Source organism: Lelliottia sp. WB101 (genome assembly GCF_003051885.1).
Taxonomy (GTDB): domain Bacteria; phylum Pseudomonadota; class Gammaproteobacteria; order Enterobacterales; family Enterobacteriaceae; genus Enterobacter; species Enterobacter nimipressuralis.
Window position 1 is genome coordinate 520,949 of the sequence record NZ_CP028520.1, and the last position, 18,081, is coordinate 539,029.

Below are 18,081 nucleotides of genomic sequence, written 5' to 3' on the forward strand. Positions count from 1 at the left end.
ATGTTCACTCAGAGACTTTGGTATTCATTTAGCGTCTTGCGACGTTAGAATCCATGTCACTTTGAGTGCCCACACAGATTGTCTGATAAATTGTTAAAGAGCAGTGCAACGCGGCTTTCGCTCACCGTTGCGAGGTGGCGTATATTACGCTTTCCTCTTTCAGAGTCAACCCTGAAATTCAGGATTTTTTCTCTTCAACCGAACCGGCTGTTTGTGTGAAGTGATTCACATCTGTCGTGTCGATGGAGGCGCATTATAGGGAGTTCTCGTCAGCCCGCAACCGCTAAATGACAGAAAAATGACTGACTGCTGCATTCCACAGCAAAACCCCGCCTTATACCCTTTTACACACAGACTTATCCACAACCCGGCCAGTATTACCGACACGTTTCTCACTCATCACGCACTAAACAATCCAATAAGCTATATATGTGGAAGGCTATTTCCGGACGTTTTCCTATGATGCGACTGATCCTGATCCTGCTGGGTATCGATTTCCTGCGTTCACACTGGCGCGGGCTTCGCCGCTTTGGCTGGATCACTCTGATCGCCGGCACCGTCATCTTCATCGACGCCATGGACGGGTCGCTGTTCTTCCCGATTGAACCTTTCGCCTGCCTGCTATTATTCGAAGGTGCCCTTACATTAATGGTGGCGCACAGCGGCATGGGCGGGCAGCGCATCTTACGCTATGTCAAAGGTGCCACCTTTTCACTCGCCGCGGTCCTGATCCTGGCGGGGAACCACGATGGCGATATTGTACTGGCGATCATCTTCGGCACGCTGTTCTTGCTTGATGGTGCGCTACAAATAGCCTCCGCCCTGGTCGTTCGCTATCAACGCTGGCGCTCAGCCCTGGCAGGCGGGATCGTCGAGATCGCGCTGGCCATCTTCTTCTATCAGCCCTGGCCGTCAAATTATGCCGGCACCGTTCCTTACTGTCTGGGTCTGGGCCTTGCCTTCGCAGGATGGAACATGTTTATCCTCGCCAACCGCGTCAAAGTGGCCGCCGCCAACCCGGGTCTTAAAGGCGAAGAGTATATGGAAGAAGCAGATACGCTCCCGCCCGCGACTGTGGAATGGGATGGCCCACCGGAAGATGACGAAAAAGCGCTGACGGTTCACATCTGGACTCCCGTAGGTTCCGCGCCCGGCGAAACCATCCCCCGTCCGGTCATCAACCGTTATATCGCCGCCGTGGATCAAAACGGCATTATATCCACCGGCCACGCCGCGCTAGAATCTCCTGGCGGGATCTATATCAGCCTGTACCCTGCGGAACTCATCGACCGCTCACCGGATGCCTTCGCCCGACTATTGCGGGCGACGCCGGAGAATAATGTGCAAGGGCTTTTCCAGCCCGACTATGCAACAGAGTCAGCGCAATGGTGTCCCTCTACGCGAAAAGTACGCATCCGCAATTACAGTGAAACCCGCCTGAGCGCCTTCTGGGAAAACTACCGTCAGAATGAATCCTACAATTTGACCCACCGTAACTGCTCCAGCAGCGTGGCACGGGCGCTGGAAGCCGCGCTGGAGGGATCCGTCGGAAGACTCTGGCAAACGCGCGGGTTCTGGCTGGCGATTGGAAAGCTGATGTCCACGCCGGAACTTTGGGTCGCACTCCAGCTGCGTAAACGCGCCGAGACCATGGCCTGGACGCCAGGGCTGGTGCTGGACTACGCCCGCGCCCTGAGCATGCTTGCCGATCCGCGCCCGACAGGCTGGTTTAATACCCTGGGCCGGGCGTTGAAAAAAATGTTCCACCGCCGGGTCGCATGGGTGAAAGGTAAAAGCGGCGAAGGGATGACGGAAGAGTAAACCTCAGCGCGCCCGCGATCATAAACGCTATACTTGCCAAAAATCCTCTCCCGCAGGCCATACCATGACCACACAACGTCTCGCACGTGACTGGCGCCTCCCCACTGCCGGGCTGATGGCGCTGGGCATTCTGCTGGCAGCCTTTACGCTACACGCCCACTGGAACGCCTTTATTCAGTGGTGCCTCGCAACGCAAATCACCCTGCACCGCTATCTGGTGATGTACCTTCTGCAACTCAATAATCACCAGTACGCCGGTGGGCTGTGGCTGCTGACGGGTGCGTTCTTTTATGGTGTGCTTCACGCCATTGGGCCAGGCCACGGCAAATTTATCGTCACCACCTATCTCTCTACTAATAAAGAAAGCCAGCTCGCCGCACGCGTTGTGCCCTTCCTCGGCAGCCTGATGCAGGGTGTAAGCGCCATTCTTTTCGTCTTTATTCTGGCCGTGGGATTTAATCTCGCCTCCGGCGATTTCAGCGCCAGCCGCTGGTATGTGGAAAAAATCAGCGCGGTCATGATTGGTGCGTTCGGCGCGTTTGTCATTTACCAGGCGCTGAAAAGCCTGCGCCCTCGCAGGATGACGGTTCACGCCCTTAAACCTCTTCATCAACATGATGAAAGTTGCGGCTGCGGTCACCACGGTGTGGGTGCCGCGCTGAACGGGGAAAACTGGAAAATACGTCTGGGGGTAATCCTGGCCATCGGCGCGCGCCCATGCAGTGGGGCGATTATGATTCTGATGTTCTCGAACGCGCTGGGTATTGTGACCTGGGGAATTGCGGCGGTGATGACCATGTCCCTCGGCACGGCGCTGTCGATCATGGGGCTGTCGCTGGCGGTGCGCTATGCGCGCGAACGCACGGTGGCGCTCTTCGGCGGAGAGTCTCACCTGAGCTGGCTGGTGCCGGTGGCAAAAATTGTCGGTGGGATTGTGCTGATTCTGTTCGCGACGGTGCTGTTCTTAACGGTCATTCCCATCAGCGCTAACGGCGACTACATTGCCGCAGGCTGCTAATAAAAAACCCGCCAGCGGCGGGTTTTTCGTTTGTTACTCGTTAATCCGTGGATGCTGATCTACCAGACGAGAACGTTTCTTCTGCAGCTCTTCAATCTCTACGTCAATGTCATCAATTTTCTGTTCAACATTATCGTAGTGCTCGCGCAGGATATCTTTCGCTTCCTGAATATCCGATGCCGCCGGCGTGGCCCCTTTCAGAGGTCGGTTGGCCGTCTCTTTCATCGTCAGACCGGTCGCTAAACCGATAACCGCGATAACCATCAGATAATAAGCCGGCATCATCAGGTCCTGGGTGCTTTCGACCAGCGAGGCCGCCAGTGTCGGCGTTAGACCCGCAATCAGTACCGAGATATTAAATGCTGCCGCCAGCGCACTGTAACGAATGTGCGTTGGGAACATCGCCGGGAGCGTTGACGCCATCACCCCGATGAAGCAGTTCAGGATCACCGCCAGCATCAGCAGACCGGCAAAAATCAGCCCCAGCACATTACTGTTAATAAGGATAAAGGCCGGAATCGCCAGTGCGAATAACGCGACGCTACCCAGAATAATGAACGGACGACGACCGAAGCGGTCACTCATAAGACCCATAATCGGCTGCACAAACAGCATACCAACCATGATGGCGATAATGATCAGCACGCCGTGATCTTCTGAATAGTGCAGGTTATGCGACAGGTAGCTCGGCATATACGTGAGCAACATGTAGTAGGTCACGTTGGTCGAAATCACCAGACCGATACAGGTCAGCAGGCTACGCCAGTGTTTGGTCGCAATTTCGCGGAACGAAACTTTCGGTCCATCCTGCAGGCCTTCGCGATCGCCCTGCTCCAGTTTCTCAACGTGCTGCTGGAACGCCGGGGTCTCTTCTAATGCATGACGCAAATAGAGGCCGATGATACCCAGCGGCAGCGCCAGGAAGAACGGAATACGCCAGCCCCACTCGAGGAAGTTCTCTTCCCCGACGACGGTGGAAATCAATACCACCACGCCCGCACCCAGCACAAACCCGGCAATCGAGCCAAAGTCCAGCCAGCTTCCCATAAAGCCGCGTTTACGGTCCGGGGAGTATTCGGCAACGAAGATCGATGCGCCCGTATACTCACCGCCGACGGAGAAGCCCTGCGCCATTTTACACAGCAGCAGCAATATCGGTGCCCAGATGCCAATGGTGGCGTAAGACGGGATCAGGCCGATACAGAAGGTACTTATCGACATAATCACGATTGTGATGGCGAGAATTTTCTGGCGACCATATTTATCGCCCAGCATCCCGAAGAACAACCCACCGAGCGGGCGAATCAGGAAGGGTACAGAGAAGGTACCAAGCGCTGCAATCATCTGCAGGCTGGGATCGGCGCCGGGGAAGAAGACCTTACCGAGTGCATAGGCAACGAAGCCGTAAACACCGAAGTCAAACCATTCCATCGCGTTACCCAGCGATGCGGCAGTGATGGCCTTGCGCAGCTTGCTGTCATCAATAATGGTGACATCGCCGAGCGTAATGGGTTTTACTTTTTTCCTTTTAAGCATTGCTATCCTCGTAGACTCAGCCCTGTCCATACCACAGAAACTCATGCGGTCTGTAAAGTGAGATTCGCCTCATGCGAATCTTCTTCTTCAAGCGTAGCAGGTTTACTTACATTGACATTTACTGTCGATACAACCGAACCTGTTGACGCCTGTCTGGGCAGTTAGTGACCTCTTTACCCTACCAGCGTTTAAATTAGTGATCAACTTCACAAAAACTTACGTATGGCGTCAGAAGTTGTCAGAAAACGTAAGCACCCCTCTCTCTTTCGTTACGTTTTAATCGCATTCAGACGATTCTTCCGCTGGTTATTATTCCTCTCGCAATTAAATAAAACACTGACTTTCATTTACATCCAATTCACAGCTTTTTTAATTACAAGCGGTCAATCTCTTCGTTTACGCAAATATGTGATCAAGATAACTAAAACACTGTTTTATTTTCATTGAATCGCAATTCCAATGATCGCATGATAAGCCCGAACACGCCGCGATGGCTGCAACTCACCAACCGTTTAACACGTGTAAACGGGCTGCGGTTTGTGCATTACCAGACGGAACTTCAGACAGTTAAATTTTCGTAATCATTTGAATGTAATCATTAATATTACCTGACTTGTCCGCCAGAAACGCGAGATGAGATGTGAGGATTTATCATGAAGATTAAAGCCACAATTGAACGCATCCCTGGCGGGATGATGCTGGTTCCCCTGGTCCTTGGCGCAATATTAAATACCCTTGCGCCAAATACCGGCGCTTATTTTGGCGGATTCACAAAAGGGATGATCACCGGCACCGTTCCCATTCTGGCGGTCTGGTTCTTTTGTATTGGCGCCTCTATTAATTTACGGGCTACAGGTACCGTTCTGCGTAAATCAGGTACGCTGGTCATTACCAAAATTGCGGTCGCCTGGGTCGTCGCAATGGTCTGCGCCATGTTTATTCCTGAGAACGGAATTCAGACCGGATTCTTCGCCGGATTGTCCATTCTGGCGATTGTTTCGGCAATGGATATGACCAACGGCGGTCTCTACGCCAGCCTGATGAACCAGTACGGCACCAAAGAAGAGTCTGGCGCCTTCGTTTTAATGTCGCTGGAATCCGGTCCGCTGATGACCATGCTGATCCTGGGCTCCGCCGGTCTGGCCTCGTTTGAACCGCACCACTTCGTCGGCGCAATTCTGCCGTTCCTGATCGGTTTCGCACTGGGTAACCTGGACACCGATCTGCGCGATTTCTTCAGCAAAGCCACGCCGGTGTTGATTCCGTTCTTCGGCTTCGCACTGGGTAACACCATCAACCTGGGCGTGATTATGGATACCGGTCTGCTGGGCATCGCCCTGGGCGTCGCGGTTATCATCATCACCGGTATTCCACTGATTATCGCAGACCGCGTGATTGGAGGAGGGAATGGGACCGCAGGTGTCGCTGCGTCATCTGCTGCAGGTGCAGCCGTGGCGAACCCGGTGATTATCGCGCAGATTAACCCGGCCTTCGAACCGGTGGCCGCCTCCGCAACCGCGCTGGTTGCAGCGGCTGTGATTGTGACCGCGATTCTGGTACCGATTATTACGGCGCTGTACGCCAAACGTTATGGCAATATCCCGCAGGCCGAGTCAGAGCCGCAGCCGGTTGAATCCTTACATCACTAAGATTTCTACGCCCTCTCTTCGGAGAGGGTTTTAGTTATCCCTCGCCAAACACTTCACTCACCATCGCATCCGCCAGCCTTTTCGCTGAGCAGAGTCTCGGCATTCCCAGTGCCACCGTCTGCCAGCTTTGCGTCACAGACCAGCTCACCGGATGACGGTCAGGATGACACCAGTCGCCCAGCCACCCCAGCATATCCTTATGGTCCATTAAGCCCGTTGAAATCGGTGTGGCAAGCCACTGGTGATAGAAATGGCGAGTGGCGGGAGAAGCGTTAATGCCCTGCGCCAGATAATTTGCCGCCAGGCTGCGTAAATTGTCTTTCAGCATCGCGCCAACGTCTTCGTTTGCCAGGCGACAGGCATCGCCAAACGCCCCCCAACGAAGCTCTTCCAGCGCGAGGTAACAACGCCCGGCCAGCGACCAGCCATCGTATTGCCCGGCCCGCCAGTGGGTAAAAATTTGCTCACTATGTTCGCCCGCCTGCACCGTCAGGCCACGCTGGGAAAGCGCTTTCTCTTTATAGGCAGCACGCTGAGAAAAATGGGCAGAGAGATCGTCGTACTGCTGCATCAGGCCCGGAGACTGTTGCCCCTGGCGGCTGGTCTGCTGGCGCAGCGTGGTGAGTTTTTCCGTCATGCGCGTCAGCGCCAGATGGCCGGGATCGAACATCCCCGCCAGTTTTTCCGCAAGCCCCAGCCGCAGGGCAGCATTTTCGCTGAACATTCCCGTCATCGCCCAGGGCCGAAGCTTCGTCTGGGTCATGATCTCCTGAGTTAAACGCTCACGAAATTGCTGCTGCTGAGGGGCGAGAGGGGGAAGACGCACCGCGTCCACCCCTTGTACCAGATCGACCATAAACTTCGGATGAATACACTCCAGCGTCCGCCCGGGACCGTCCAGTAGTTGTGTTGTCATAGTTGCTCAGCCGCGAATAAGGTTTGAATATCATCGCGTAACAGTCGGGTATCTTCCTGAATCCACGTCGCAGTGGTAATACTTTGCTGCAACAGCTGGCTGAGCGCTCGGGTGGAGTGCTCGTTTTGCTGGCGCACTGCGAGGCTATCACGCAAGCTTTCCTGTAACCCGGTCAGACATAACGAAAATTCTGCGAAAAACGTCGCCATTCCTGCCGTAACAGAGACATCGACCTGCGCCACCAAAGCTTTACAGATTTGTTCACAAAATTGATCAATATGCTGTTTAAATCGCTCATGAAGCTGCGCGATGTCAATAACATATCGGGTGCGTGTCATCACGTAATCTTCAAAGCCCCAGCCCGGATTGTTCAGCCAGCGCGACACCGTCTCACGTACGCTGCCTGAGGCCGACACATCACCCGCCGGACGATTTTCCGACGCAATGGCATCAGTAAACAGCCCACGCGTGTTGAAATTAAGCTGACTCGCCTGGAACGCCGGGAAGCTGATCCGCGCCCGGAAACCGGCATGGCTCAGCTCTTCTTTAATGCGTTTCTCAATGGGGCGCATCGCTTCGTTAAGGGAACGCGCCAGCGTGGACTCAAGCTGGTCAAAGCGCAGCGCCAGCTCGCGGCTGATTTTTCCCTGCGCATCCAGCATGATCAGCTCGCAGGAGGAGCGGATTTTGCTCAACACAATCTGCGCCTGCCCTTCATCATCCAGCACCAGCTGCCCCATCTCTTCCTGGGAGCTGTTTCTCAGGCTCATAGGCTGGATGCCCGCTAAATCGAGAATATTATCTCTGTTAAAGATGTGGCCGATGGCCTGCTGAATCTGGCTTTTCTGCTGCGAAATAAACGCGTTCGCCGCATCCAGCGCCTGTTCCACTTCATGCCCCACTTCGTCGCTGACGACCTCCTGACGCATCTGCAACAGCGCCATATCCTCTTCAAGACGCGTGATATTTACCTGCAACTCCTCGAAGGCCACCGTCAGCCCCTGGTAGCGAAAATCCAGGTATTCGCGGGCATTTTGCGCGTAATTCAGCAGCTTATGGGAAGCCGATCGCAGGGCATAGAGCGACGCGTTGGCGTAAGCGGCGTAGATCAGTTTACGGATCGGCTGTTCGAATAACGAATCTTCCCACAGCAGATCGGCGGCATGGCGAATATGCTCAACATCATCCAGATCCGCCGTCCGCCAGCGACGTCCGAGCGCCGCTTCGGCAAAATCCTGCACCCAGCGCTGCTCCTGAGGGTTCGGCAAGCGGCCATGGCTGGCAATTTCATAGCGCGCGCGGTTGGCGAGATAGGCCCACATCGACGACACCGGATAAATCTGCCCCGGCGAAATATTGCCTTTCATCAGCGTGCCGGAGATCATCGCCCGCACCTGCTCTTCGTCATCGCTGTTGCGATCTTTCTGATCAAACTTATTCACCAGCGCATACAGCGGCACCGATTTTCCGACCGCCGAAATAGCCTGTCGCACCTCTTCATCGGAGATCGATTTCAACTGGGTGTAGTCCATCACCGCCAGCACCGCCGACGATCGTGCCAGTTGTTCACTGAGCATTTTCTGCAGATGCGGCTGTCCGGCTTCGTTCGGCCCTGGGGTGTCGAGCAGTGTCAGCTGGCCCAGATGGGAATCCAGCCCGGCCAGATGGACAAATTCCACCTCAATAACCGGAATATGTTCAATCGCCGCATATTCCGAGAACGGAAAATCGACGCCAAGCGCTTTCGACAGACGCACCAGATCGTTTAGGTTTTTCAGACACTGGAAAATCGGCTGCGCGCCCAGATAGTGTTTTTCGAACGCTTCGCCCTGCTCAATACGCCCGAGCAGCGCGTTCATGTCTTTATCGATCTCAAGGCGCTGAGTCAGTTTTCCGCGATCGTGATTGCAGAGTTTCTCCTGCAACTGCTTGATCAGCGTATCAATTGGCGACACATGGGCGAAATGCAGCACCGGCTCGGTCTGGCCCGGCGTGTGGCGGATCAGGGTCGGCAGCGCGGTCATCGGGCGGTTGCGGTTTGGCAGCACCTCGGTCCCGACGATGGCATTTATAGTGGTCGATTTCCCGGCTTTCATGGTCCCGACAATCGCCAGCACCATCTCCAGACGGGTAATTTTGCGTAATTCGTTATTAAGCATAGAAAGCTGCGTTTCAACGCCACGGGTGCTGAAATGCAGAGGCAGAACATTATTCGTCTCCCCGGTCATCGCAGCGGTGGTGCTATCCAGCACCGCAATCGGCATTGATTTCAGGGCGTCAAGATTCTGCAAAGCAAGTTGCAGAAGCCTTTCCGCTTCCTGGCTTAATTCAAAAATTGTTTGTGTATGCATGATAAAAGCCTTTCCTTAACGCAAATTTATTACTTTTATTTAGCCGGATAGTTTTAATAATGAAATTTCGGCTTTTTAGATTACGCGTGGAAAATATGTTCAATGAATATAAGCGCCTGATGACAAACCGGAATATATTCGGCCTGAAGCGTAGAGCGCTCGTACGCTCCTCTCGACAAAGAAAGCCGAAAGATAATGAGCGTAGACCATTTCTTATGAAGCTATAGGATATATCAAAGTAATTTACCCACCCAAAATGAGAGGTAATTCCCGCACGCCTAAGGAGGAATGGCAATCGCGGGTGCCGTTGATAAATAACAACTGCTCACCTCACCTTATCCGAAATGACAGTACCTGGCAATTTACGCAATAAAATATTCGATATATTTCATCGCGCCGTTTAAATCTTAAGTACGCTGTTAGCATCGCTTAAGTGACTGACAGAAAGTGTCACTCCAGACACGACGATTTCACTCTTCGCAAAAAAAATAATATCACCGACAACGGTGTGGACTTACGCTATACTTGACGCCTTTTTCGGCAAACTGCCATCTTTTGGCTGGCGCTTTCCAGCCCCGTTAGCACTTTTGAGGAACTCAATATGTCACTTCCACACTGCCCAAAATGTAATTCCGAATACACCTACGAAGATAACGGGATGTTCATTTGTCCTGAATGCGCCCATGAATGGAATGATGCAGAGCCAGCGCAAGACAGCGATACGCTGATTGTGAAAGATGCCAACGGAAATCTGCTGGCCGACGGCGATAGCGTCACCGTGGTAAAAGACCTGAAAGTTAAAGGCGCCTCTTCGATGCTGAAAATCGGCACCAAAGTGAAGAATATTCGTCTGGTTGAAGGCGATCATAATATTGACTGCAAAATTGACGGCTTTGGCCCGATGAAGCTCAAATCTGAGTTCGTGAAAAAGAACTGATATATAAGCTTTTATTGTTTTGTAAGCCGGATAAGCGCAACGCATCCGGCCAGGTGCCCGGCGGCGCTGCGCTGACCGGGCCGACAGAATATTGTACAAAATTCGTACTACACTTAACGAGCTTCTCTTACCTGAGGTAATGATTATGTCGTTAAGTCCCTACATCTCATTCGCCGGAAACTGTGCAGAAGCCATCGCCTTCTACCAGCAAGCCGTCGGCGCAGAACTCACCTATAAAATCACCTACGGCGAAATGCCCAAAGACGAAAACAGCGAAGAAGGCTGCCCGTCTGGCATGACATTCCCGGACACCGCGATTGCCCACTCCAACGTTCATATCGCTGGCAGCGAAATCATGATGAGCGACGGCGTGCCCGGCGGTAACGCCCAGTACGCGGGCTTCACGCTGGTGCTCGACACCCAGGACGTCGCCGAAGGCAAAGGCTGGTTTGACAAGCTCGCCGCGGGCGGTAACGTTGAAATGGCCTGGCAGGAGACCTTCTGGGCACACGGTTTCGGCAAAGTGACCGATAAATATGGTGTGCCATGGATGATCAACGTCGTTAAACAGCAGTGATCGTCTGGCGGAGGCGCCCCCTCCGCCTGTCATCCCATTCACTTCAACTCTTCAAAATCCCGCAACCAATACTTAACCTAAATGTCACATTAATCCGCCAGCATGAGGCCACATTTATCGTGAGGCCTGAACATGCAAACTGTCATCCGTGTCGAGAAACTGAGCAAGACCTTTCACCACAACAAGGCTCTGCATGCCGTTGATCTGACTGTCCAGCAGGGCGACATGGTAGCGCTGCTCGGGCCTTCCGGCTCCGGAAAATCCACCCTCCTGCGCCATCTCAGCGGCCTCATTACCGGCGATAAAACGCCGGAAAGTCACGTCGAGCTGCTGGGGAATACCGTGCAGCGCGCGGGCCGTCTGGCGGGCGATATTCGTAAAAGCCGCACGCAAACGGGCTGCATCTTCCAGCAATTTAACCTGGTGAATCGTCTGACGGTGCTGGAGAACGTCCTGATCGGCGCCCTCGGCAGCACCCCCTTCTGGCGCACCTGCCTGCGCTGGTTCTCCCCGGCACAAAAACAGCAGGCACTCCAGGCCCTGACCCGCGTCGGGATGGCCCATTTAGCCCACCAGCGCGTCTCCACCCTTTCCGGCGGCCAGCAGCAGCGCGTAGCCATCGCCAGAGCGCTAATGCAAAAAGCCAAAGTGATCCTCGCCGATGAACCCATCGCCTCGCTGGACCCGGAATCGGCCCGCATCGTGATGGAAACCCTGCGCGACATTAACCAGAACGACGGCATCACCGTCGTGGTCACGCTGCATCAGGTGGATTACGCCCTGCGCTACTGCGAGCGCATCGTCGCCCTGCGTCAGGGCCATGTGTTCTATGACGGCGCAAGCCAACACTTTGATAACGAACGTTTTGACCACCTGTACCGCAGCATTAACCGCGTCGAAGAGAACGCGCAGGCTGCGTAATTTCACGAAGCGTTCAGGCTGGCAAATGAACTGGCCTGGAACAATGCCAAAAGAGGATGATAGATGAGCTATAAAGCCGTTGCCGCGCTGGCCTTCACCAGCATGTTCAGCATCAGCACCCTGTTAACCCCGGCCTTTGCGCAGGAGCAGGAACAGGAAAAAGCCCTGAACTTCGGCATTATTTCGACAGAATCACAGCAAAACCTGAAACCCCAGTGGGAACCCTTCCTGAAAGATATGGAAACCAAACTGGGCATCAAAGTGAACGCCTTCTTCGCCCCGGATTACGCGGGCATCATCCAGGGGATGCGCTTTAACAAAGTCGACATCGCCTGGTACGGCAACCTCTCCGCCATGGAAGCGGTGGATCGCGCCAACGGTCAGGTCTTCGCCCAGACCGTCGCCGCAGACGGCTCCCCTGGCTACTGGAGCGTGCTGATCGTCAACAAAGACAGTCCGATCAACAATCTCAACGATATGCTCGCCAAACGCAAAGATCTCACCTTCGGTAACGGCGATCCAAACTCCACCTCCGGCTTCCTGGTACCGGGCTATTACGTCTTCGCCAAAAACAACGTCTCCACCAGCGAGTTCAAACGCACGGTTAACGCCGGACACGAAACCAACGCGCTGGCCGTTGCCAACAAGCAGGTTGACGTCGCCACCAACAACACCGAAAACCTCGACAAACTGAAAACCTCCGCGCCGGAAAAACTGAAACAGCTGAAGGTGATCTGGAAATCACCACTCATTCCGGGCGACCCGATTGTCTGGCGCAAAAACCTCTCTGAGAGCACCAAAGACAAGATCTACGACTTCTTTATGAATTACGGCAAAACGGCGGAAGAGAAAACGGTTCTCGAACGTCTGGGCTGGGCGCCGTTCCGCGCCTCAAGCGATCTGCAGCTGGTGCCTATCCGTCAGCTGGCCCTGTTTAAAGAGATGCAGGGCGTGAAGGACAACAAAGGGCTGAACGCCGAAGAGAAGACCAGCAAAGTCTCTGTGATTCAGGCGCAGCTGGAAGATCTGGACCGCCTGACCGCCGCGCTAAGCGCGATGACGTCAGTGAATAAAGCGGTGCAGTAACCGTCCCTCTCCCTCTTCCACACGAAGAGGGAGAGAACATTAGGAGAACTCATGCAAACCATCACCGTCCCACCCCCGAAACGCAGCTGGTTCTCGTTGATAAGCTGGGCCATTCTGCTGGCGGTGCTCGTCATCTCCTGGAAAGGTGCGGAAATGGACCCGCTGATGCTGGTCAAAGACTCCGGCAACATGGCGACCTTCGCGGCAGACTTCTTCCCGCCAGACTTCAGCCAGTGGCAGGACTATCTCGGCGAAATGGCCGTCACCATGCAAATCGCCGTCTGGGGCACCGCGCTGGCGGTCATCCTCTCCATTCCGTTTGGCCTGATGAGCGCCGAAAACATCGTCCCCTGGTGGATTTACCAGCCGATGCGCCGCCTGATGGACGCCTGTCGCGCCATCAACGAAATGGTCTTCGCGATGCTGTTCGTGGTCGCCGTCGGTCTCGGCCCGTTTGCTGGCGTCATGGCGCTGTTCATCCACACCACCGGCGTGCTCTCCAAACTGCTGTCTGAGGCGGTTGAAGCCATCGAACCCGGCCCGGTGGAAGGCATCCGCGCCACGGGGGCCAACAAAATCGAAGAAATTCTCTACGGCGTCCTGCCGCAGGTCATGCCGCTGCTGATCTCCTACTCCCTCTACCGTTTCGAATCCAACGTTCGCTCGGCGACGGTGGTCGGCATGGTCGGTGCGGGCGGGATTGGCGTCACCCTGTGGGAAGCGATTCGCGGCTTCCAGTTCCAGCAAACCTGCGCCCTGATGGTCCTCATCATCATCACCGTCAGCCTGCTGGATTTCCTCTCTCAACGTTTGCGTAAGCACTTCATCTGAGAAGCGAGGCTTTGATTTCTATGCACTTATCCAGACATCCGACCAGTTACCCCACGCGCTGGCAAGAGATCGCCGCCAGGCTCGAAATCGAGCTGCGCACCCACTACCGCTGCGGCGACTATTTGCCCGCCGAACAGCAGCTCGCCGACCGCTACGAAGTCAACCGCCACACCCTGCGCCGCGCCATTGACCAGCTGGTGGAACGCGGCTGGGTCCAGCGCCGCCAGGGGATTGGCGTACTGGTGCTGATGCGCCCCTTCGACTATCCGCTGAACTCCCAGGCGCGTTTCAGTCAGAACCTGCTCGATCAGGGCAGCCACCCGACCAGCGAAAAACTGCTCTCGGTGCTGCGCCCGGCCTCCAGCCACATCGCTGATGCGCTGGGGATTCAGGAGGGCGACAACGTCGTGCATCTGCGCACCTTAAGACGCGTCAACGGCGTGGCGGTCTGCCAGATCGACCACTACTTCGCTGACCTCACCCTCTGGCCGACGCTGCAACATTTTTCCAATGGCTCGCTGCATGACTTTCTCTTCGACGCTACCGGCATCGCCCTCAGGCGCACCCAGACGCGGATCAGCGCCCGTCGCGCGCAGGCCAAAGAGAGCAAGGTGCTGGAGATCCCGAACATGGCACCGCTGCTCTGCGTGCGCACCCTCAACCACCGTGACGGCGAGGTCAACGCGACGGAATACTCTGTCAGCCTGACCCGCGCCGACATGATTGAATTCACCATGGAGCACTGAATGCACTTCGATACTCCCACTCGCCAGCGCTGGATGAGCGCCCTGGCCCACAGCCAGCCCGCCGCCCTGCGCGAGCGTCTGCGCCTGATGAACCTCGCTCCGGAATACGACACCCTGCGCGCCCCCGAGATCGGCCTGGTGCAGATACAGGCGCGGATGGGCGGCACCGGCGACCGTTTTTTTGCCGGAGACGCCACCCTGACTCGTACGGTGATTCGCCTTAAGAGCGGCACCACAGGCTACAGCTACCTGCTGGGGCGCGATAAACAACACGCCGAGCAGTGCGCCGTCGTCGACGCGCTGTTGCAGGAACCGACCCATTTTCAGTCGTTAATGGAAACCTTAATTGCCCCGCTGGAAGCCGACCGTGCCGCGCGCATTGCCGCCCGTCAGGCCGAAATCAACACCAGCCGGGTCGACTTCTTTACGCTCGTTCGCGGAGATAACGCATGACGCTTCAACCCGCTTTTACCCACGCCGTGCAGGATGCCCAGCACAGTTTTCGTCGCCTCTTGAAAGCCATGAGCGAGCCGGGCGTAATTGTCTCGTTGCATCAGCTCACCCACGGCTGGCAGCCACTGAATCTCGCCACCACCAGCGTGCTGCTGACATTGGCGGATAACGACACGCCGGTCTGGCTGTCGGCCAGCATGGCCAACGACATTGCCAGCCAGAACCTGCGCTTTCACACCAGCGCCCCACGGGTGGATCAGCCGCAGCAGGCGGTGTTTGCCGTGGCCGACGAGCTGATCAGCCACGAGCAGCTGAACGCGCTCTCGTCCGGCAGCGCCGTCGCCCCGGAGACCAGCGCCACGCTGATTCTGCAGGTCGCAAGCCTCAGCGGTGGGCGCATGTTGCGCCTGACCGGGGCCGGGATCGCCGACGAGCGCATGGTCGCGCCACAGCTGCCCGAATGCATCATTCACGAACTCACTGAACGTCCGCATCCGTTCCCACTGGGGATCGACCTGATCCTCACCTGCGGCGAACGCCTGCTGGCAATCCCACGGACCACACATGTCGAGGTGTGCTGATGTACGTTGCCGTTAAAGGGGGCGAGAAGGCGATAGCTGCCGCCCATGCGCTGCAAGAGCACAGAAGACGCGGCGATGAAGCGCTTAGCGAGCTGAGCGTCGCGCAAATCGAACAGCAGCTAAACCTGGCCGTTGACCGGGTGATGACCGAAGGCGGAATTGCCGACCGCGAGCTGGCGGCCCTGGCGCTGAAACAGGCCAGCGGCGATAACGTCGAAGCTATCTTCCTGCTGCGCGCCTACCGCACCACGCTGGCCAAACTGGCGGTCAGCGAGCCGCTGGACAGCGCGAAGATGCGACTGGAGCGCCGCATTTCCGCCGTCTACAAAGACATTCCCGGCGGCCAGTTGCTCGGCCCCACCTACGACTACACCCACCGCCTGCTCGATTTCACCCTGCTGGCGAACGGTGAGGCCCCGAGGCTAAACACCTCAGACGCAGAGCAGGAATCCGCTCCCCACGTCTTTAGCCTGCTGGCGAACCAGGGGCTGGCGAAAGCCGAAGAGGACTCAGGCCGCGTGCCGGACGACGTCACCCGTACACCGCCGGTCTATCCGTGCTCGCGCGCCTCGCGCCTGCAACAGCTGATGCGCGGTGACGAAGGCTATCTGCTGGCGCTGGCCTACTCCACCCAGCGCGGTTACGGGCGCAACCATCCGTTTGCTGCCGAAATCCGCAGCGGCTTCGTTGAAATCGATATCGTGCCGGAAGAGCTGGGATTTGCGGTCAACGTCGGCGAACTGCTGATGACGGAGTGTGAAATGGTCAACGGCTTCGTGGCCCCTGAAAACGACGCGCCGCATTTCACGCGCGGCTACGGCTTAGTGTTCGGCATGAGCGAGCGCAAGGCGATGGCGATGGCGCTGGTTGATCGCGCGCTCCAGGCCCCGGACTATGACGAGACGATTTCCGGCCCGGCGCAGGACGAAGAGTTCGTGCTGGCCCACGCGGATAACGTTGAGGCGGCGGGCTTCGTCTCGCACCTCAAACTGCCGCATTACGTCGATTTCCAGGCGGAACTGGAACTGCTGAAACGTCTTCAACGGGAGCGCAATCATGGCTAACCTCAGCGGCTATAACTTTGCCTATCTGGACGAACAAACCAAGCGCATGATCCGCCGCGCGATTTTAAAAGCCGTGGCGATTCCCGGCTATCAGGTCCCGTTTGGTGGCCGCGAAATGCCGATGCCCTACGGCTGGGGCACCGGCGGCATTCAGCTGACCGCCAGCGTGATTGGCGAAGCGGACGTGCTGAAAGTCATCGACCAGGGGGCGGATGACACCACCAATGCCGTGTCGATTCGCAACTTCTTCAAGCGCGTCACCGGCGTGAACACCACCGAGCGCACGGAAGATGCCACCCTGATTCAGACCCGCCACCGCATCCCGGAAACGCCGCTGACGGAAGATCAGATTCTGATTTTCCAGGTGCCCATCCCTGAGCCGCTGCGCTTTATCGAGCCGCGCGAAACGGAAACCCGCACCATGCACGCCCTCGAAGAGTACGGCGTGATGCAGGTGAAACTGTACGAAGATATCGCCCGCTTCGGTCATATCGCCACCACCTACGCCTACCCGGTGAAGGTGAACGGGCGCTACGTGATGGACCCATCGCCAATCCCGAAATTCGATAACCCGAAAATGGACATGATGCCCGCACTGCAACTGTTCGGCGCCGGACGCGAAAAACGCATTTATGCCGTGCCGCCCTACACCAGCGTCGAAAGTCTCGATTTCGACGATCACCCGTTCCGGGTGCAGGAGTGGGACGAGCCGTGTGCCATCTGCGGTTCAAAACACAGCTATCTCGACGAAGTGGTGCTCGACGATACGGGCAAACGCATGTTTGTCTGCTCCGACACCGATTTCTGCCGCCAACAGAGTGAGGCGAACGGCCAATGAAACCGCTGCTTTCGGTGAACAACCTGACCCATTTGTATGCGCCCGGCAAAGGCTTTAGCGACGTGTCGTTTGAGCTGTGGCCTGGTGAAGTGCTGGGGATTGTCGGCGAGTCCGGCTCCGGCAAAACCACCCTGCTCAAGTCCATCTCCGCACGCCTGGCGCCGCAAACCGGCGAGATCCGTTATCAGGATCAGTCCCTGTACGACATGAGCGAAGCCGAGCGCCGTCGCCTGCTGCGCACCGAGTGGGGCGTGGTGCATCAGCATCCCATGGACGGCCTGCGCCGCCAGGTCTCGGCAGGCGGAAACATCGGCGAACGGCTGATGGCAACGGGCGCGCGCCACTACGGCAATATCCGCGCAACCGCCCAGCAGTGGCTGACCGATGTCGAAATCCCGGCGTCGCGTATCGACGACCTGCCAACCACCTTTTCCGGCGGAATGCAGCAGCGCCTGCAAATCGCCCGCAACCTCGTCACCCATCCGAAACTGGTGTTTATGGATGAGCCGACGGGCGGGCTGGATGTCTCCGTGCAGGCGCGTTTGCTCGACCTGCTGCGCGGCCTGGTGGTAGAGCTGGATCTGGCGGTGGTGATTGTTACCCACGATCTGGGCGTGGCCCGCCTGCTGGCAGACCGTCTGATGGTGATGAAGGAGGGCCAGGTGGTCGAAAGTGGATTAACCGACCGCGTGCTCGACGATCCGCACCATCCGTACACCCAGCTGCTGGTTTCATCGGTATTGCAGAACTAAGAGG

17 protein-coding genes are annotated in these 18,081 nt (G+C 56.4%); 14 read left to right on the top strand and 3 right to left on the bottom strand.

Annotation, left to right across the window (positions count from 1 at the left end):
• Positions 1-459: 459 nt before the first annotated feature.
• Together DAI21_RS02430 and DAI21_RS02435 are read left to right on the top strand one after the other, a co-directional pair.
• Positions 460-1,821: an HdeD family acid-resistance protein gene (locus DAI21_RS02430; protein ID WP_234419510.1), complete on the top strand. Its 1,362-nt coding sequence runs from the start codon at positions 460-462 to the stop codon at positions 1,819-1,821.
• 64 nt (positions 1,822-1,885) lie between these two features.
• Positions 1,886-2,839: a nickel/cobalt transporter gene (locus tag DAI21_RS02435; RefSeq protein ID WP_107702413.1), complete on the top strand. Its 954-nt coding sequence runs from the start codon at positions 1,886-1,888 to the stop codon at positions 2,837-2,839.
• Between the two features lie 33 nt (positions 2,840-2,872).
• On the opposite strand, the gene proP is transcribed toward DAI21_RS02435, so the two are convergent.
• Positions 2,873-4,375: a glycine betaine/L-proline transporter ProP gene (gene proP, locus DAI21_RS02440; protein ID WP_100777950.1), complete on the bottom strand. Its 1,503-nt coding sequence runs from the start codon at positions 4,373-4,375 to the stop codon at positions 2,873-2,875.
• Positions 4,376-5,028: 653 nt separating this feature from the next.
• Between proP and kdgT the strand changes: the two genes are divergently transcribed.
• Positions 5,029-6,024, top strand: coding sequence for a 2-keto-3-deoxygluconate transporter (gene kdgT / locus DAI21_RS02445; RefSeq protein WP_100777951.1), 996 nt, complete (start codon positions 5,029-5,031; stop codon positions 6,022-6,024).
• A 34-nt stretch (positions 6,025-6,058) separates the two neighbouring features.
• Here kdgT and DAI21_RS02450 read toward each other — a convergent pair whose 3' ends face one another.
• Together DAI21_RS02450 and crfC are read right to left on the bottom strand one after the other, a co-directional pair.
• Positions 6,059-6,940: a diguanylate cyclase regulator RdcB family protein gene (locus DAI21_RS02450; protein ID WP_102105749.1), complete on the bottom strand. Its 882-nt coding sequence runs from the start codon at positions 6,938-6,940 to the stop codon at positions 6,059-6,061.
• Positions 6,937-9,291, bottom strand: coding sequence for a clamp-binding protein CrfC (crfC, locus tag DAI21_RS02455; protein ID WP_107702414.1), 2,355 nt, complete (start codon positions 9,289-9,291; stop codon positions 6,937-6,939). The genes DAI21_RS02450 and crfC overlap by 4 nt, the downstream gene beginning before the upstream one ends.
• Positions 9,292-9,892: 601 nt before the next feature.
• Here crfC and DAI21_RS02460 point away from each other — a divergent pair.
• From DAI21_RS02460 to phnK, 11 genes are all read left to right on the top strand, one after another.
• Entirely contained in the window at positions 9,893-10,228 is a 336-nt protein-coding gene (locus DAI21_RS02460; RefSeq protein WP_100777954.1) for a zinc ribbon domain-containing protein YjdM, read from the top strand.
• 145 nt (positions 10,229-10,373) lie between these two features.
• The gene (gene yjdN, locus DAI21_RS02465; RefSeq protein ID WP_107702415.1) at positions 10,374-10,805 is read left to right on the top strand and encodes a VOC family metalloprotein YjdN; all 432 of its coding nucleotides are present in this window, start codon (positions 10,374-10,376) and stop codon (positions 10,803-10,805) included.
• Between the two features lie 132 nt (positions 10,806-10,937).
• Positions 10,938-11,726, top strand: a complete 789-nt coding sequence (gene phnC / locus DAI21_RS02470; protein WP_107702416.1) for a phosphonate ABC transporter ATP-binding protein — start codon at positions 10,938-10,940, stop codon at positions 11,724-11,726.
• Positions 11,727-11,789: 63 nt separating this feature from the next.
• Positions 11,790-12,812, top strand: coding sequence for a phosphonate ABC transporter substrate-binding protein (gene phnD, locus DAI21_RS02475; RefSeq protein ID WP_107702417.1), 1,023 nt, complete (start codon positions 11,790-11,792; stop codon positions 12,810-12,812).
• 51 nt (positions 12,813-12,863) lie between these two features.
• Positions 12,864-13,643 carry a phosphonate ABC transporter, permease protein PhnE gene (phnE, locus tag DAI21_RS02480; protein ID WP_100777957.1) on the top strand — a complete coding sequence of 260 codons (780 nt, stop codon included), beginning with the start codon at positions 12,864-12,866 and terminating at the stop codon, positions 13,641-13,643.
• A gap of 20 nt (positions 13,644-13,663) precedes the next feature.
• Entirely contained in the window at positions 13,664-14,389 is a 726-nt protein-coding gene (gene phnF, locus DAI21_RS02485) for a phosphonate metabolism transcriptional regulator PhnF (protein ID WP_107702418.1), read from the top strand.
• Positions 14,390-14,842 (top strand): phosphonate C-P lyase system protein PhnG, encoded by a 453-nt coding sequence (phnG, locus tag DAI21_RS02490; protein ID WP_107702419.1) that lies wholly within the window; start codon positions 14,390-14,392, stop codon positions 14,840-14,842.
• Positions 14,839-15,423 carry a phosphonate C-P lyase system protein PhnH gene (gene phnH, locus DAI21_RS02495; protein ID WP_100777960.1) on the top strand — a complete coding sequence of 195 codons (585 nt, stop codon included), beginning with the start codon at positions 14,839-14,841 and terminating at the stop codon, positions 15,421-15,423. Before phnG ends, phnH begins: the two co-directional genes overlap by 4 nt.
• Positions 15,423-16,487: a carbon-phosphorus lyase complex subunit PhnI gene (locus tag DAI21_RS02500; protein WP_107702420.1), complete on the top strand. Its 1,065-nt coding sequence runs from the start codon at positions 15,423-15,425 to the stop codon at positions 16,485-16,487. The genes phnH and DAI21_RS02500 overlap by 1 nt, the downstream gene beginning before the upstream one ends.
• Complete coding sequence (gene phnJ, locus DAI21_RS02505; RefSeq protein WP_100777962.1) at positions 16,480-17,325, top strand: alpha-D-ribose 1-methylphosphonate 5-phosphate C-P-lyase PhnJ; 846 nt, start codon at positions 16,480-16,482, stop codon at positions 17,323-17,325. Before DAI21_RS02500 ends, phnJ begins: the two co-directional genes overlap by 8 nt.
• Complete coding sequence (gene phnK / locus DAI21_RS02510) at positions 17,322-18,077, top strand: phosphonate C-P lyase system protein PhnK (protein ID WP_107702421.1); 756 nt, start codon at positions 17,322-17,324, stop codon at positions 18,075-18,077. The genes phnJ and phnK overlap by 4 nt, the downstream gene beginning before the upstream one ends.
• Positions 18,078-18,081 lie beyond the last annotated feature (4 nt).

Coding starts and splice junctions, on each gene's coding strand:
- DAI21_RS02430 (WP_234419510.1), top strand. CDS start 460: ATGATGCGACTGATCCTGATCCTGCTGGGTATCGATTTCCTGCGTTCA.
- DAI21_RS02435 (WP_107702413.1), top strand. CDS start 1,886: ATGACCACACAACGTCTCGCACGTGACTGGCGCCTCCCCACTGCCGGG.
- proP (WP_100777950.1), bottom strand. CDS start 4,375: ATGCTTAAAAGGAAAAAAGTAAAACCCATTACGCTCGGCGATGTCACC.
- kdgT (WP_100777951.1), top strand. CDS start 5,029: ATGAAGATTAAAGCCACAATTGAACGCATCCCTGGCGGGATGATGCTG.
- DAI21_RS02450 (WP_102105749.1), bottom strand. CDS start 6,940: ATGACAACACAACTACTGGACGGTCCCGGGCGGACGCTGGAGTGTATT.
- crfC (WP_107702414.1), bottom strand. CDS start 9,291: ATGCATACACAAACAATTTTTGAATTAAGCCAGGAAGCGGAAAGGCTT.
- DAI21_RS02460 (WP_100777954.1), top strand. CDS start 9,893: ATGTCACTTCCACACTGCCCAAAATGTAATTCCGAATACACCTACGAA.
- yjdN (WP_107702415.1), top strand. CDS start 10,374: ATGTCGTTAAGTCCCTACATCTCATTCGCCGGAAACTGTGCAGAAGCC.
- phnC (WP_107702416.1), top strand. CDS start 10,938: ATGCAAACTGTCATCCGTGTCGAGAAACTGAGCAAGACCTTTCACCAC.
- phnD (WP_107702417.1), top strand. CDS start 11,790: ATGAGCTATAAAGCCGTTGCCGCGCTGGCCTTCACCAGCATGTTCAGC.
- phnE (WP_100777957.1), top strand. CDS start 12,864: ATGCAAACCATCACCGTCCCACCCCCGAAACGCAGCTGGTTCTCGTTG.
- phnF (WP_107702418.1), top strand. CDS start 13,664: ATGCACTTATCCAGACATCCGACCAGTTACCCCACGCGCTGGCAAGAG.
- phnG (WP_107702419.1), top strand. CDS start 14,390: ATGCACTTCGATACTCCCACTCGCCAGCGCTGGATGAGCGCCCTGGCC.
- phnH (WP_100777960.1), top strand. CDS start 14,839: ATGACGCTTCAACCCGCTTTTACCCACGCCGTGCAGGATGCCCAGCAC.
- DAI21_RS02500 (WP_107702420.1), top strand. CDS start 15,423: ATGTACGTTGCCGTTAAAGGGGGCGAGAAGGCGATAGCTGCCGCCCAT.
- phnJ (WP_100777962.1), top strand. CDS start 16,480: ATGGCTAACCTCAGCGGCTATAACTTTGCCTATCTGGACGAACAAACC.
- phnK (WP_107702421.1), top strand. CDS start 17,322: ATGAAACCGCTGCTTTCGGTGAACAACCTGACCCATTTGTATGCGCCC.